This window comes from Streptosporangium sp. NPDC023825 (assembly GCF_040639575.1).
Classification (GTDB): Bacteria; Actinomycetota; Actinomycetes; order Streptosporangiales; family Streptosporangiaceae; genus Streptosporangium.
Genome location: NZ_JBFAAE010000107.1, coordinates 1 through 15,336, shown reverse-complemented (window position 1 = coordinate 15,336; position 15,336 = coordinate 1). Strand labels below are relative to the sequence as shown.

3 protein-coding genes are annotated in these 15,336 nt (G+C 74.4%); all 3 read right to left on the bottom strand.

From position 1 onward, the window contains the following. Positions 1–2,072 (bottom strand): type I polyketide synthase (locus AB0G15_RS42050; RefSeq protein ID WP_362851137.1); only part of this gene is annotated, 2,072 nt, incomplete at its 3' end. A gap of 31 nt (positions 2,073–2,103) precedes the next feature. Further along, positions 2,104–13,095 carry a type I polyketide synthase gene (locus AB0G15_RS42045; protein ID WP_362851136.1) on the bottom strand — a complete coding sequence of 3,664 codons (10,992 nt, stop codon included), beginning with the start codon at positions 13,093–13,095 and terminating at the stop codon, positions 2,104–2,106. A 33-nt stretch (positions 13,096–13,128) separates the two neighbouring features. Further along, positions 13,129–15,336: type I polyketide synthase (locus tag AB0G15_RS42040; RefSeq protein WP_362851135.1), on the bottom strand; the 2,208-nt coding region annotated here is incomplete at its 5' end.

Sequence of the window (15,336 nt, the reverse complement as noted above, 5' to 3'; positions counted from 1 at the left end):
ATCCCGCCCCGGCCCGCCAGCGCCACGATCGCCCGGCTGCGCAACGCCACCACCCGCGCACCGTCCTCCAAGGACAGCGCGCCCGCGACCACCGCAGCCGCGATCTCCCCCTGCGAGTGGCCCACCACCGCCGCCGGCTCCACCCCCACCGACCGCCACACCTCGGCGAGCGAGACCATCATCGCCCACAACACCGGCTGGACCACATCCACCCGCTCAAAGCCCGGCTGACCCGCCTCGGCCCGCAACACCCCGGTCAGCGACCAGTCCACGAACTCCGCCAGCGCCGCCTCACACTCGGCCATCCGCGCCGCGAACACCGCCGACGACTCCAGCAGCTCAACCCCCATCCCCAGCCACTGCGACCCCTGACCAGGGAAGACGAACACCGTCTTGCCCGCGGTCCCCACCGCTCCTTCCACGGCGCCCGACACCGTGCCGGAGGCGAGCCGCTCCAGGGTCGCCGTCAGCTCGGCCCGGTTCCCCACCACCACGGCCCGGCGGTCGAAGGCCGACCGCGACACCGCCAGCGAGTGCGCCACGTCGGCCAGGCCCAGCTCGGGGCGCTCGGCCGTCCACGCCGCCAGCCGCCCGGCCTGTGCACGGAGCGCCTCGCCCGTCTTCGCCGACAGCACCCACGGCGCCACAGGCACCTCGGCGGGCGCCTCGGCCTCGACCGCCTCCTGGGCGGGGGCCTCCTCGATGATCACGTGCGCGTTCGTGCCGCTCATGCCGAACGAGGACACGCCGGCCCTGCGCGGTTCCGCGCCGGCCGGCCAGGGACGGGCCTCCGTCAGGAGTTCCACGTCGCCCGCCGTCCAGTCGATCTGCTCGGAGGGCTCCTCGGCGTGCAGGGTGGCGGGCATGACGCCGTTGCGCAGGGCCATCACCATCTTGATGACCCCGGCGGCGCCCGCGGCGGCCTGGGCGTGACCGATGTTCGACTTCACCGAGCCCAGCCACAGCGGCCGGTCCTCGGGGCGGTCCTGGCCGTACGTGGCGAGGATGGCCTGGGCCTCGATCGGGTCGCCGAGCGCGGTGCCCGTGCCGTGCGCCTCGACGACGTCGACCTGGACGGGCGCGAGCCTGGCGTCGGCCAGCGCCTGGCGGATCACCCGCTGCTGCGAGGGACCGTTCGGCGCGGTGAGGCCGTTGCTCGCGCCGTCCTGGTTGATCGCCGACCCGCGGATCACCGCCAGGACCGGGTGACCGTTGCGGCGAGCGTCCGACAGCCGCTCGACCAGGAGCACGCCGGCGCCCTCGGCGAGCGCCATGCCGTCGGCGGCGTTGGAGAACGCCTTGGAACGCCCGTCCTTGGCCAGCGCGCGCACCCGGCTGAAGCCGAGGAAGGTGCCGGGGGTCGCCAGCACGGTCACCGCTCCGGCCAGCGCCATCGTGCAGTCGCCGTTGCGCAGCGCGCGCACCGCGAGATGGAGCGCGACCAGGGACGACGAGCAGGCGGTGTCGATGGTGACGGCCGGGCCCTCCAGCCCCAGGGTGTAGGAGATGCGGCCGGAGACCACGCTGGTGGCGACGCCGGTCATCATGTAGCCCTGCAGCTCCGCCGGCGCCTGCGTCATCATCGTGAGGAACTCGGGGCTGTTGGCGCCCACGAACACGCCGGTCCTGCTGCCGTGCAGGGTGGCCGGGTCGATGCCGGCCCGCTCGATCGCCTCCCACGAGGTCTCCAGCAGCAGCCGCTGCTGCGGGTCCATCGCGACGGCCTCGCGCGGGCTGATCCCGAAGAAGCCGGGATCGAACTCGGTGATGTCGTGCACGAACCCGCCCTCGGCGACGTACGAGGTGCCGAACGCGTCGGGGTCGGGGTTGTAGAGCGCCTCCAGGTCCCAGCCGCGCCCCTCGGGGAAGTTGGAGATGGCGTCGGTCCTGTCGGCCACGACCCGCCACAGGTCCTCCGGGCTCTCGACCTCTCCCGGGTAGCGGCATCCGATGCCGACGACGGCGATGGGCTCGTGATCCTTCTCCTCGGCCGCGTGCAGGCGCTTCTTGCTGTCGTGAAGCTCGGTCGTCACTCGCTTCAGGTACTCGACGAGCTGTGCTTCTGTTGCCATCTGCCTTCCTCTCCCGCTCTACTACGCCTGCTCAGGAAATGCCGAGCTCGTTGTCGATGAAGTTGAGAATCTCGTCCGCCGTCGCGGCGGCCAGCCGGCCGGCCACGTCCTCCTCCGCCGGTCCGGAGTCGGGCCGCCTCTCCTTCCAGGAGAAGAGCAGCTGCTCCAGCCGGGCCGTGATGTCCTCGGAGGTCGCGCTCTCGGCCGCGACGACGGCCAGCCTGGCCTCGATCCGGTCGAGCTCGGCCAGGACCTGCTGTTCCGCGCTGTGCGCCGGTGGCGCGATCTCCTCCAGCAGATGCCCGGCCAGCGCGGCGGGGTTGGGGTAGTCGAAGACCAGGGAGGCGGGCAGCCGCAGCCCGGTGGCGGCCTTGAGGCGGTTGCGCAGCTCCACCGCGGTCAGCGAGTCGAAGCCGATCTCCTTGAACGCCCGGCCGGGCTCCACCACCTCGGACCCGGCGAAGCCGAGCACCGCGGCCACGTGGCTCCGCACCAGGTCCAGCAGCATCGGCGTCCGGTCGGCCTCGGGAAGCTCCGCCAGCCGGTCGGTGAGGGACTCGGCCTCCTGCGACTCCGCCGCCACGACGCGACGGGCGGTGGTCCGCACCAGGCCGCGCAGCAGCGGATGCCCGAAGCCGGCCGCGGCGCCCGCGCGCAGCGTGGCGAGATCGAGCCGCATGGGCACGAGGGCCGCCTGGTCCGCGCCCAGGGCCAGGTCGAACAGGTCGAGGCCCTGGTCCAGGTCGAGCGCGCCCATGCCGGACCTGTTCAGCCTGCCGATGTCGGCCTCGTCCAGGTGGCCGGTCATCCCGCTGCCGCTCTGCGGCGACCACAGGCCCCAGGCCAGCGACGTCGCCGCCTGCCCGCGTGCCCGGCGGTGCTGGGCGAGCGCGTCCAGGAAGGCGTTGGCCGCCGCGTAGTTGCCCTGCCCCGGGCTGCCGAACACGCCGGCCGCGCCCGAGTACAGCACGAACCGGGCCAGGTCGAGCCCGGCGGTGAGCTCGTGCAGGTTGACGGCCGCGGTGACCTTCGGCCGCAGCACGGCCTCGACGCGTTCGGGGGTGAGCGAGGAGATCATGCCGTCGTCCAGCACTCCCGCCGTGCTGAGGACGCCGGTCAGCGGGTGCTCGGCGGGGATCGTCGCGAGCAGCTCCGCCAAGGCGTCCCGGTCGGCCGCGTCGCACGCGACGATCCGTACGGTGGCCCCCAGCCCGGTCAGCTCCTCCTCCAGCTCGGCGGCGCCGGCGGCCTCGGGGCCGCGGCGGCCGGCCAGGACCAGGTGCCGCACCCCGTGCTCGGTGACCAGCCGCCTGGCCGCCAGCGCGCCGAGCGCGCCGGTGCCGCCGACGACGAGCACGGTGCCCTCGCCGTCGAGCTCGGCCGGCATGGTCAGCACGACCTTGCCGATGTGGCGGGCCTGGGCGACGTGCCGGAACGCGTCGCCGGCCCGGCGGACGTCCCAGTCGCGGATCGGCGGCAGCCGGAGCGCGCCCTCCGCGAACAGCGCGACGACCGTGGCGAGGATCTCGCCGGTGCGCGCCGGGTCGAGCCGGGTGAGGTCGAAGTCCTGGTAGCGCGCGGGGAGCACCGCGGCCGGATCCCGCACGTCGGTCTTGCCCATCTCGATGAACCGCCCGCCGGGGCGCAGCAGCCCGAGCGAGGCGTCGACGAACTCGCCGGCGAGGGAGTTGAGCACCACGTCCACCCCCGCGCCGAAGGTCCGCGCGAACTCCAGCGTCCGCGAGGAGGCGATCCGCTCGCGGGGGACGCCCAGCGCGTGCACCGCGTCCCACTTGCCCTCGCTCGCGGTGCCGTAGACCTCGGCCCCCAGGTGGTGGGCGAGCTGCACGGCGGCCGTCCCGACGCCACCGGCGGCGGCGTGCACCAGCAGCGACTCGCCGGCGCGGAGGCCGGCCAGGTCCACGAGCGCGTGGTAGGCGGTGACGAAGGCGATCGGCACGGACGCCGCCTCGGTGAACGTCCACCCGTCGGGGATGCGGACGAGCAGCCGGTGGTCGGCGACGGCGTCGCGGGCGAAGCCGTCGACGATGCCCATCACCCGGTCGCCCACCGCCAGCGTGGTGACGTCGTCGGCGACCTCGGTGACGACGCCCGCGCCCTCCCCGCCCATGGGGGCGTCGCCGGGGTACATGTCCAGGGCGATCAGCACGTCGCGGAAGTTCAGCCCCATCGCCCGCGTGGCGATCCTGACCTCGCCGGGGGCCAGGGGCGCGTCGCCCGCCGGCAGCAGCGCCAGGTTGTCGACCGTGCCGCGGCCGGTCACGTCCAGCCGCCAGTTCCCGGTCCCGGAGGGCGGGACCAGCGCGGTGCCGCGCCCGGATCCGGCGCGGGCCAGCCTGGGCACGTACGCCGTTCCCTCGCGGAGCGCGAGCTGGTTCTCCCCGCCGGCCAGCACGGCCGGCAGCGCCCGGTAGGAGTCCGGGTGGCCGTCCAGGTCGAGCAGGATCAGCCGGTCCGGGTTCTCCGACTGCGCCGACCTGGCCAGTCCCCAGACGGCGGCGTTCGGCAGGTCGGCCACCTCGTCGTGGCCGGTCGCGGCGACGGCGCCGTGGGTGATGAGGACCAGCCGCGAGGACGGGAAGCGCTCCTCGGCCAGCCAGGTCCGCAGCAGGTCGAGCACCTCGCAGGTACGGTCGGCGACGGCCGCGGCCAGCGCGCCCGCCGGTCCGCCGTCCAGCGACACGCACACCAGGTCGGGCACCTGTTCCGTCGCGAGGAGCGCGGCCAGGCTGTCGTGCCGCGCGGCGTCGACCCCGGCGCGGGACAGGTCGGCGGCGCTCTCGATGTCGCCGACGGCGGCCCACCGCTGCCCGGCCGGTGCCTCTCCGGCCGGGACGGGCGCCCAGTCGAGGGCGTAGAGCGAGTCGCGTGCCGTACCGGCGGCCGGGGCGGCGCTCGCGGCGGGCAGCGGGCGCAGCAGCAGGGCGGCCACGTCGGCGACCGGGGCGCCCGCCTGGTCGGTGACGGTGAGCGCCACGCGGCCGGCCTCCCGGATCGACAGCCGGGCACGGACCGAGGTGGCTCCGGTGGCGTGCAGCCGCACGCCGGTCCAGGCGAACGGCATCTGCGGCCCGGCCTGCGCGCCGGTCGCGTGCAGCGCGATGGAGTGCAGCGCCGCGTCGAGGAGCGCGGGGTGGAGGCCGAACCCGCCGGTGTCCGTGCCCTCCGGCAGGGCGACCTCGGCGAAGATCTCCTCGCCGCGCTGCCAGACGGCCTGCAGTCCCTGGAAGGTCGGGCCGTAGCCGAGACCGGCTTCGGCCAGCCAGCCGTACATGCCGGACACGTCGATGGCCTGGGCGCCCTCGGGCGGCCAGGCGGCCGTGTCCCGCACCGGCCGCTGCGCGGCGCCGGTCGCGAGGACGCCGACGGCGTGGCAGGTCCACGGGTCGTCGGCCAGCCCGCCGTCGGGCCGCGCGTGGACGGCGAGCGAGCGCCGCCCCTCGTCGTCGGGTGCGCCGACGGCCAGCTGGAGCTGGACCCCTCCCCGCTCCGGCAGGGTGAGCGGCGCCTGGATGGTGAGCTCGTCGACGAGGTCGCAGCCGACCTCGTCGCCGGCGCGCAGCGCGAGCTCGACGAAGGAGGTTCCCGGCAGGATCGCCTGCCCGTTGACCGCGTGGTCGGCGAGCCAGGGGTGCGTCCTCAGCGACAGCCTGCCGGTCAGCAGGACGCCCTCCGCGCCGGCCAGCGACACGGCCGCGCCGAGCAGGGGGTGCCCGGCCGCGCCCAGGCCGGCGGCGCCGACGTCACCGGGCTGGGCGGTGCGCTCCTCGAGCCAGAAGTGCTGGTGCTGGAAGGCGTAGGTGGGCAGGTCGACGACGCTCGGCCGGGCGGGGGCGATGGCCCGCTCCCAGTCGACGTCGCCGCCGCGCACCCACAGCTCTGCCGCGCTGGACCACATCCGGCGCTGGCCGCCCTCGTTGCGCCGCAGGGTGCCGATGGCCGTGACGTCGTGGTCGGCCGCGTCGGCCGTCTCCTGGACGGCCATGGTCAGCACGGGGTGGGCGCTGCACTCCACGAACACGCCGTGCCCCTGCTCCATCAGTGCGCGCACCGACGGCTCCAGCTGGACCGGCCGGCGCAGGTTGGTGTACCAGTACCCGGCGTCGAGCTCGGCGCCTTCGAACCAGCCGGCGGTCACGGTGGAGAAGAACGGGGTGTGGCCGGTACGCGGCGCGACCGGCGCCAGCAGCGTGGCGAGCTCGTCCTCGATCGCGGTGACATGCGCGGAGTGCGAGGCGTAGTCGACCTCGATCCGCTTGGCCCGCACCCCGGCCGCCTCGCAGCCGGCGAGCAGTTCCTCCAGCGCGTCCACGTCGCCGGAGACGACCGTGGAGGCCGGGCCGTTGACCGCGGCGATCGACACCCGCCCGTCCCAGCGGTCCAGCCGCTCGGCCACCTCGGCCGACGGCAGCGCGACGGAGGCCATCCCGCCCTGGCCGGCCAGTGCCACGATCGCCCGGCTGCGCAACGCCACCACCCGGGCACCGTCCTGCAGGGACAGCGCGCCGGCCACCACCGCGGCCGCGATCTCTCCCTGGGAGTGGCCCACCACCGCCGCCGGTGCGACCCCGAGCGACTGCCACAGCTGGGCGAGCGAGACCATCATCGCCCACAGCACCGGCTGGACCACGTCCACCCGGTCAAAGCCCGGCTGACCCTCCTCGGCCCGCAGCACCCCGGTCAGCGACCAGTCCACGAACTCCGACAGCGCCGCCTCACATTCGGCCATCCGCGCCGCGAACACCGCAGACGACTCCAGCAGCTCGACGCCCATCCCCAGCCACTGCGATCCCTGGCCGGGGAAGACGAACACCGTCTTACCGCCCGAGCCGGGCGCGCCCTCGATCACTCCGGCGACGGCGGCGCCGTCCGCCAGGCCGTGCAGCCCGGCCAGCAGCCCGTCGCGGTCCGCGCCCACGACCACCGCGCGGTGGTCGAACGCGGACCTGGAGACGGCCAGCGAGTGGGCCACGTCCTCCGGGCGCGCCTCGGACGCGGCGACCGCCCGCGCCAGCCGTCCGGCCTGGTCGCGCAGGGCCTGGGCGTTCCGCCCGGACAGCACCCACGGCACCGCGGGCAGCGCGGGCGACTCCGCCGGCGCCTCGTCGTCCTGGGTGTCCTGGGCGGGGGCCTCCTCCAGCACCACGTGCGCGTTCGTGCCGCTGATGCCGAACGACGAGACGGCGGCGCGGCGCTCGCGTCCGCTGTCCGGCCAGGCGACGGCCTCGGTCAGCAGTTCCACGGCGCCCGCCGACCAGTCCACGTGCGGGCTCGGCTCGTCCACGTGCAGCGTCTGCGGCAGCACGCCGTGCCGCATCGCCATCACCATCTTGATGACCCCGGCCACGCCGGCCGCCGACTGGGTGTGGCCGATGTTCGACTTCACCGAACCGAGCCACAGCGGCCGGTCCTCGGGCCGGTCCTGGCCGTAGGTGGCCAGCAGCGCCTGCGCCTCGATCGGGTCGCCGAGGGTGGTGCCGGTGCCGTGGGCCTCGACCGCGTCCACGTCCGCGGGCGACAGGCCCGCGTTGGCCAGCGCCTGGCGGATCACCCGCTGCTGGGAGGGACCGTTCGGCGCGGTCAGGCCGTTGCTCGCGCCGTCCTGGTTGATCGCCGACCCGCGTACCACCGCCAGGACCGGGTGACCGTTGCGGCGAGCGTCCGACAGCCGCTCGACCAGGAGCATGCCGACGCCCTCCGACAGGCCGAAGCCGTCCGCCGCGCCGGCGAAGGCCTTGCACCTGCCGTCCCTGGCGAGCGCGCCCTGCAGGCTGAAGCCGATGAAGCCGAGCGGGGTGCACATCACCGTGACACCGCCCGCCAGGGCCAGGTCGCAGTCGCCGTTGCGCAGCGCCTGCACCGCCAGGTGCAGCGCCACCAGCGACGACGAGCACGCCGTGTCGACCGTGACCGCCGGACCCTCCAGGCCCAGGGTGTACGCGACGCGGCCGGAGGCGACGCTGCTCAGCGTGCCGGTGACCAGGTGCCCGATGGACTCCAGCGGCACCTGGTCGGAGTTGCGGCCGTACTCCTCGTAGGCCGCGCCCACGAACACGCCGGTACGGCTGCCGCGCAGCGAACCGGGGTCGATGCGGCCGTGCTCGATCGCCTCCCAGGAGGCCTCGAGCAGCAGCCGCTGCTGCGGGTCCATCGCGAGGGCCTCGCGCGGGCTGATCCCGAAGAACTCGGGGTCGAACTCGCCCGCGCCGATCACGAAACCGCCGTCTTGCGTGTACGAGGCGAAGACCGCCTCCGGGCTCGGGTCGTAGATCCCCTCGACGTCCCACCCCCGGTTGCCGGGCAGCCGGGAGATGGCGTCCCCGCCCTCGGCGACCAGCCGCCAGAGGTCGTCGGGGCCGTTCACCCCGCCCGGGGTGCGGCAGCTCATCCCGACGATCACGATCGGGTCGTCGGCCACGTCGCCGCGGACCGCCCCGACGATCGCGGTCTCCTCCCGCACGCCCAGGATCTCGGTCCTGGCCAGCTCCGCGAGCGCCTTCACGTTCGGGTAGTCGAAGACCACGGTGGCCGGCAGGCGGATGCCGAAGGCGAGGTTGAGCTTGCCGCGCAGCTCGACGGCCGTGACGGAGTCGAAGCCGAGGTCGCGGAAGGCCCGGTCGACGCCGACCTCGGCCGGGTCCGCGTAGCCGAGCACGTCGGCCACCTCCTTGCGGACCTGCGCCACCAGGAGGCGGGTCTGGTCCTGCGGGCCGAGCCGGGCCAGCTGGGCGCCCAGCTCGGACACCTCCGCGCCGGCCGCTCCGCCGCTTCCGCCGCCGGTTTCGAGCACCGCGACGGCCTCGGGCACGCCCTCCAGCAGGGGGCGACGGCGGGCGACGGCGAGGAGCGGGGCGAAACGCGGCCAGTCGATGTCCGCGATCACCAGGTTGGTCTCGTCGTCGTCCAGCGCCTGCCAGAGTCCCTCGACGGCCGTGAGCGGGTCCATGTAGCGGATGCCGCTCCTGCGGGCGTCGTCCTCGCCGAGCAGCGTGGTCATCCCGCCGCCCGCGGCGTCCCAGAAGCCCCAGGCGATCGCCGTCCCGGGAAGGCCGCGGGCGCGGCGGTGGGCGGCGAGCGCGTCGAGGTAGGCGTTGCCCGCGGCGTAGGCGCCGTTGTGGGAGCCGCCCCAGACGCCGGCGCCGGAGGAGAACAGCACGAAGGCGTCGAGCGGGCCGGTGAAGAGCTCGTCCAGGTGGGCGGCGCCGGTGGTCTTGGCCCGGGTGGCCTCGGCCAGCTCGTCGCGGCCGAGGTCGAGCAGCGGCTGGATGTGCGGGACTCCCGCGGTGTGGAAGACCGACCTGATGGTGTCGCCGCCGGCCTCGACCTCGCCGATCAGGGCGGCGAGCGCGGCGCGGTCGGCCACGTCGCACTTGGCGACCGTGACCCGCGCGCCCAGCTCCTCGAGCTCGGCGACGAGTTCCGTGACGCCGGGGGCGTCGGCGCCGCGCCTGCTGGTGAGGAGCAGGTGCTCGACGCCGCCGCGGGCGAGCCGGCGCGCCACGTGCGCGCCCAGGCCGCCGGTGCCGCCGGTGATCAGGGCGGTGCCGCGCGCCCGCCAGTGTCCGGCCGGGCCCGTCCGCGGCCGGGGTGCCCTGGTCAGCCTCCGGGTGAAGATCCCGGAGGCGCGGACGGCCAGCTGGTCCTCCTCCCCCGCTCCGGCGAGCACGCTCACCAGGCGGTTGAGGACGCGCGTGTCGAGGGTCTCCGGCAGGTCGACGGTGCCGCCCGGGCGGTCGGGGTGTTCCAGGGTGAGGACGCGGCCCAGCCCGGCCACCGCGCCCTGCTCGGGGTCACGGACGAAGTCGACGCGGCTCACGCTCTCGCCGCCGTCGGTGCCGATCCACAGCGGCGCGTTCACGCCGTCCGTGGCCTGGATCAGCGAGAGGGTCTGTGCCAGGTCGCAGTGCAGGGAGAGCACGCCCGCGGGCGGGGTGTCGCCGTACGGCAGCGCCTCGCCGCCGAAGCCGTCGCCCAGCCCGACCACCTCGGTCCTGGCTCCGTGCCGCTCGAGGGCCTCGGCGACGGAGATCACCGATTCGTCGGCGGCGCGCGCCGCCGGGACCGCGATCAGCCAGGTGCCGGACAGCGCGGACGGCCTGGCGTCCGGCAGGGTGACGGGTTCCCACGTCACGTGGTAGCGCCAGGAGTCCAGCACGCCCTGCTCGCGCCTGCTGCGCCGCCACGACGACAGCGCGGGCAGCACGGCGGCCAGCGGGGAGCCGTCCTCGATGTTCAGCGTCGCGGCGAGCGCGGCCACGTCCTCGCGCTCCACCGCCGACCAGAACTCGGGGTCGACGGCGTCGGCGACCTGCTCGGGGGCGGCGCTTCCCGGCATGAACCAGAAGCGCTTGCGCTGGAAGGCGTAGGTGGGCAGGTCGACGCGCCGGGGACAGGCGTCGGCGAAGTAGGCGTCCCAGTCGACGACGACGCCCCTGCCGTGCAGGTGGCCGAGGGCCTCGACGAAGGCTCGCGCCTCGTCGCGGTCCTTGCGCGCGGTCGGCACGAAGGCGACGGCGTCGTCGCCGTCGAGGATCTGCCTGGCCAGGCTGGTCAGGACGGCGTCGGGGCCGATCTCTACGAACACCGTGGCGCCGCCGGTGCGGGCGGTGGTGACGGCGTCGGAGAAGCGGACCGCCTGCCGTACGTGGTCCACCCAGTAGCCGGGGTCGGTCAGCTGTCCCGCCGGGGCGCGCCTGCCGGTGACGTCGGAGACGATCGGCACCGTCGGCTCGTGGTAGGTCAGCGACCGGGCGACCTGGCGGAACTCGGCGAGCATCGGCTCGATCAGCGGCGAGTGGAAGGCGTGCGAGACGCGCAGCCTGCGGGTGCGGGCGCCCACCAGGGCGGCGACCTCCTCCACCGCGGCCTCGCCACCGGAGATCACCACGGCCTGAGGGCCGTTGACCGCGGCGATGCCGACGTCACGCCCTTCCAGCAGCGGCAGCACCTCGGCCTCGGAGGCGGCGACGGCCAGCATCGCCCCGCCCTGCGGCAGGGCCTGCATCAGCCTGGCTCGCTCGGAGACCAGCGTGCAGGCGTCGGGCAGGGAGAGCACCCCGGCCACGTGGGCGGCGGCGATCTCGCCGACCGAGTGGCCGACCAGCACGTCCGGGGTGACGCCGAGCGAGGTGAGCAGCCGGTAGAGGGCGACCTCGAAGGCGAACAGCGCCGGCTGGGTCATCCCGGTCTCGGCCAGCACCTCTTCGGGACCGGAGAACATCGCCTCGCGTACGGGGTGCGGAAGCATCGGGTCCAGAACCTTGCAGACCTCCTCCAGCGCGTCGGCGAACACCGGGAACGCCGCCGCGAGGGACGCCCCCATGCCCACCCGCTGGCTGCCCTGGCCCGCGAACAGGAAGGCGAGCTGCCCGCCCGTCCCGGTTCCCGTGACGGTTCCCGGCAGGGTCGCGTTCTCCGCGAGGGCCTGGAGGCCCGCCAGAAGCTCGGCCCGGTCCGCTCCGACGATCACCGCGCGCCGGTCCAGTACGGCCCGGCCGGTCGCCAGGGACCAGCCCACGTCCGCCGCCGGCAGATCCTCGTGCGAGGCCGCCCACGTGTGGAGCCGGCCGGCCTGCGCCGCGAGCGCCTGCGCGTCCTTGGCGGAGACCACCCAGGGCACCAGCGGGAGCGGCAGCCTCTCCGGCTCGGCCTCGTCGGGCCGGACGGGAGTCTCCTCGATGATCACGTGGGCGTTGGTGCCGCTGAACCCGAAGGCCGAGACGGCCGCCCGGCGCGGCGCGTCGCGACGCTCCCAGGCGCGGGCCTCTGTGAGCAGCTCCACGGCGCCGGCCGACCAGTCCACGTGCTCGGTCGGCTCGTCCACGTGCAGCGTCTGAGGCAGCACGCCGTTCCGCAGGGCCATCACCATCTTGATGACGCCGCCGACACCGGCGGCGGCCTGGGTGTGGCCGATGTTCGACTTCAGGGAGCCCAGCCAGAGCGGATCGCCGGCCTTCCGGTCCTGGCCGTAGGCGGTGATGAGCGCCTGCGCCTCGATCGGGTCGCCCAGCACGGTACCGGTCCCGTGGCCCTCCACCGCGTCGACCTGCGAGGGCGACAGGCCGGCGTCGGCCAGCGCCTCCCTGATCACCCGGACCTGGGAGGGGCCGTTCGGCGCCGACAGCCCGTTGCTGGCGCCGTCCTGGTTGACCGCGCTGCCACGGATGACCGCGAGCACGTTGTGCCCGTTCGCCGTGGCGTCCGAGAGGCGTTCGAGCAGCAGCACGCCCACGCCCTCGCTCCAGCCGGTGCCGTTGGCCGCGTCGGCGAACGACTTGCACCTGCCGTCGCCGGACAGGCCCCGCTGCTGGGAGAACTCGATGAACGTGTTCGGGGTCGCCATCACCGTGACGCCGCCGGCCAGTGCCAGCGAGCACTCGCCCCTGCGCAGGGCGTGCACCGCCAGGTGCAGCGCCACCAGCGACGAGGAGCACGCCGTGTCGACGGAGACGGCCGGGCCCTCCAGGTCCAGGGCGTAGGCGACCCGGCCCGAGGTGACGCTGCCGAGCGCCTCCGCGCGGAAGTAGTCGTGGTACATGACCCCGGCGTAGACCCCGGTGCGGCTGCCGCGCACCGACACCGGGTCGATGCCGGCGTGCTCGAAGGTCTCCCAGCACGTCTCCAGGAACAGCCGCTGCTGCGGATCGGTCCCCAGGGCCTCGCGCGGGGAGATGGCGAAGAATCCCGCGTCGAACTCGGCGGCGTCGTAGAGGAAGCCGCCGTGCCTCGCGGTGGTCGTGCCAGGGTTGTCCGGGTCGGGGTGGTAAAGGTCCTCTCGCCAGCCGCGGTCGGCGGGGAACTCGGAGATCCCGTCACCGCCCTCGGCGACCAGCCGCCACAGCTCCTCCGGCGAGGTGGCCCCGCCCGGGTAGCGGCAGCTCATGCCGACGATCGCGATGGGCTCGCGGTCGCGGCCCTCGATCTCGTGCAGCTGCCGACGAGTTTGCTGGAGGTCGGCTGTAACCCGCTTCAGGTAGTCCCTGAGCTTGTCTTCGTTTGCCATCTCGGGTATTCCTTCTCAGCAGAAGCGCACAGGTCAGGAGACTTCAAGCTCGTTGTCGATGAAGGCGAACATCTCGTCGTCGGTGGCCGTCTCGAAGTGGTCGGCCGCGCCGAGGCCGTTGAGGCCCGTCAGGAGTTCCTTGAGGCGGGAGACCAGCCGGTTGCGGGCGACGCTCTCCTCCGCCAGCCCGGTCACGGTGCTCTCGATCTTGTCGATCTCGGCGAAGAGCCGCAGGGTCTGCGCCTCCTCGTCCTCCGCCCCGTCGAAGTGGTCCACCAGATACTCGATCAGCTCGATCGAGGTGGGATAGTCGAAGACCAGCGTGGCCGGCAGCCGGAGCCCGGTGACGGCGCTGAGCCTGTTCCTGAACTCGACCGCGGTCAGGGAGTCGAAGCCCAGGTCCTGGAACTGGCGCTGGGGCTCGATCGCCGAGGGGTCGGCGAAGCCGAGAACCATGGCCGCCTGGCCGCGGACCAGGTCCGACAGTGCCACTTGGCGCTCCGCGGGCTCCATCGCGGCCAGCCGTTCGGTGAGCCCGTGCAGGGCGCCCGCCCGGGGCATCGCCGTACGGGCCGTGGTTCTGGCCTGCACGAACCGGGCGGCGACCAGCGCCGGGAGGTCGTGGTTCAGGCCGGCGTCGAACAGGGCCAGCCCGTCGGCGGCCGACAGCGGCTTCAGGCCCATGCGCTCCATGCGGCGCAGGTCGGCCTCGGTCAGTTCCTCCGCCATGCCCCCGCTCTCCCACAGGCCCCAGGCCAGCGAGGTGCCCGCCAGGCCCTGTGACCTGCGGTGCTCGGCCAGCGCGTCGAGGAAGGCGTTGGCCGCGGCGTAGTTGCTCTGGCCGGCGCCGCCGAGCACCCCGGAGAGGGAGGAGAAGAGGACGAACGCGGACAGGTCGAGATGCCGGGTGAGCTCGTGCAGGTGCCAGGCCGCGTCGGCCTTGGGCCGCATGACCCGGTCCAGCCGCTCGGGGGTGAGCGCGGTGACCACACCGTCGTCCAGGACACCGGCCGTGTGCACCACGCCGCTCAGCGGGTGCTGGACGGGAATGGCCGCGATCAGCTCGGCGAGCGCGTCCCGGTCGCCGACGTCGCAGGCCGCGACCGCGACCGTGGCGCCGAGCTCGGTCAGCTCGGCCGCCAGCTCGGCCGCACCCGGCGCCTGCTCACCGCGCCGGCTGGCCAGCAGCAGATGCTTGACCTGGTACGTGGCGGCCAGGTGCCTGGCCACCAGCGCGCCCAGGCCACCTGTGCCTCCGGTGACCAGCACCGTGGACTCCGGCCCGAACTCCAGCCGCTCGTACTGCGGCACGGCCGCGCGTGCCAGGCGCGGCGACCACAGCGCGCCCGACCGGATCGCGACCTGCGCCTCGCCCGAGGCGAGCGCCCGGCCGATCGTTCTCGGGTCCAGCGGCCCGGCCTCCACGTCCAGCAGCACGAACCGGCCCGGCTGCTCCGCCTGCGCCGCCCGCACCAGGCCCCACACTGCGGCCTGCGCCGGGTCCACGTCCTCGACCTCGGCCACCGCCACCGCGCCCCGGGTCACCACCACCAGCCGCGAGGAGGCGAACCGCTCCTCGGCCAGCCATTCCCGCACCAGGCCCAGCGCCTGGTGCACCCCGGCCGGCACCTCGACCAGCACGCACTCCGCGACCTCACCGGACGGCGAACCGGCCGATGACCCGGCCGGCGAACCGTCGAGTGAATCGTCGAGTGAATCGGCCACCACCCACCCGGGCACCTCCGCGGAAGCGGAGGCGGAACCGGCAGGAGCCGCACTCCACTCGAGCCGGTACAGGTTCTGGCCCGCGGTGTTGCCCAGACCGGCCGTGGACAGGGCCCGAAGCGTGAGTGCCTCGATGTCGGCCACGGGCGCGCCGCTGCCGTCGGCGATGTTCAGTGTGAGGCCGACGCTCCCGACGTTGGCGGTGGTGTTCCTGGTCGCTCTGACGCGCAGGGTGGTGGCGCCGACCGCGTGGACCGACACCCCGTTCCAGGCGAACGGCAGATACGGCCGGCCCGGCTCCGGAGCGGGCAGCAGATCACCCAACGCGCTGGCGTGCAACGCCGCGTCCAGCAGCGCCGGATGCACCCCGAACCGTGCGGCATCGGCATGAGCCTGCTCAGGCAAAACGATCTCGGCGAGCACCTCACCGGGACGCACCCACGCCCGCGCCAGCCCCTGGAAGACGGGCCCGTACTCCAAGCCGATCTCGGCCAGACGCTCATACAGGTCCTCCAC

What these genes read in the sequence shown, in the direction of transcription:
- AB0G15_RS42045 (WP_362851136.1), bottom strand. Translation starts at nt 13,095, where the DNA reads ATGGCAAACGAAGACAAGCTCAGGGACTACCTGAAGCGGGTTACAGCC.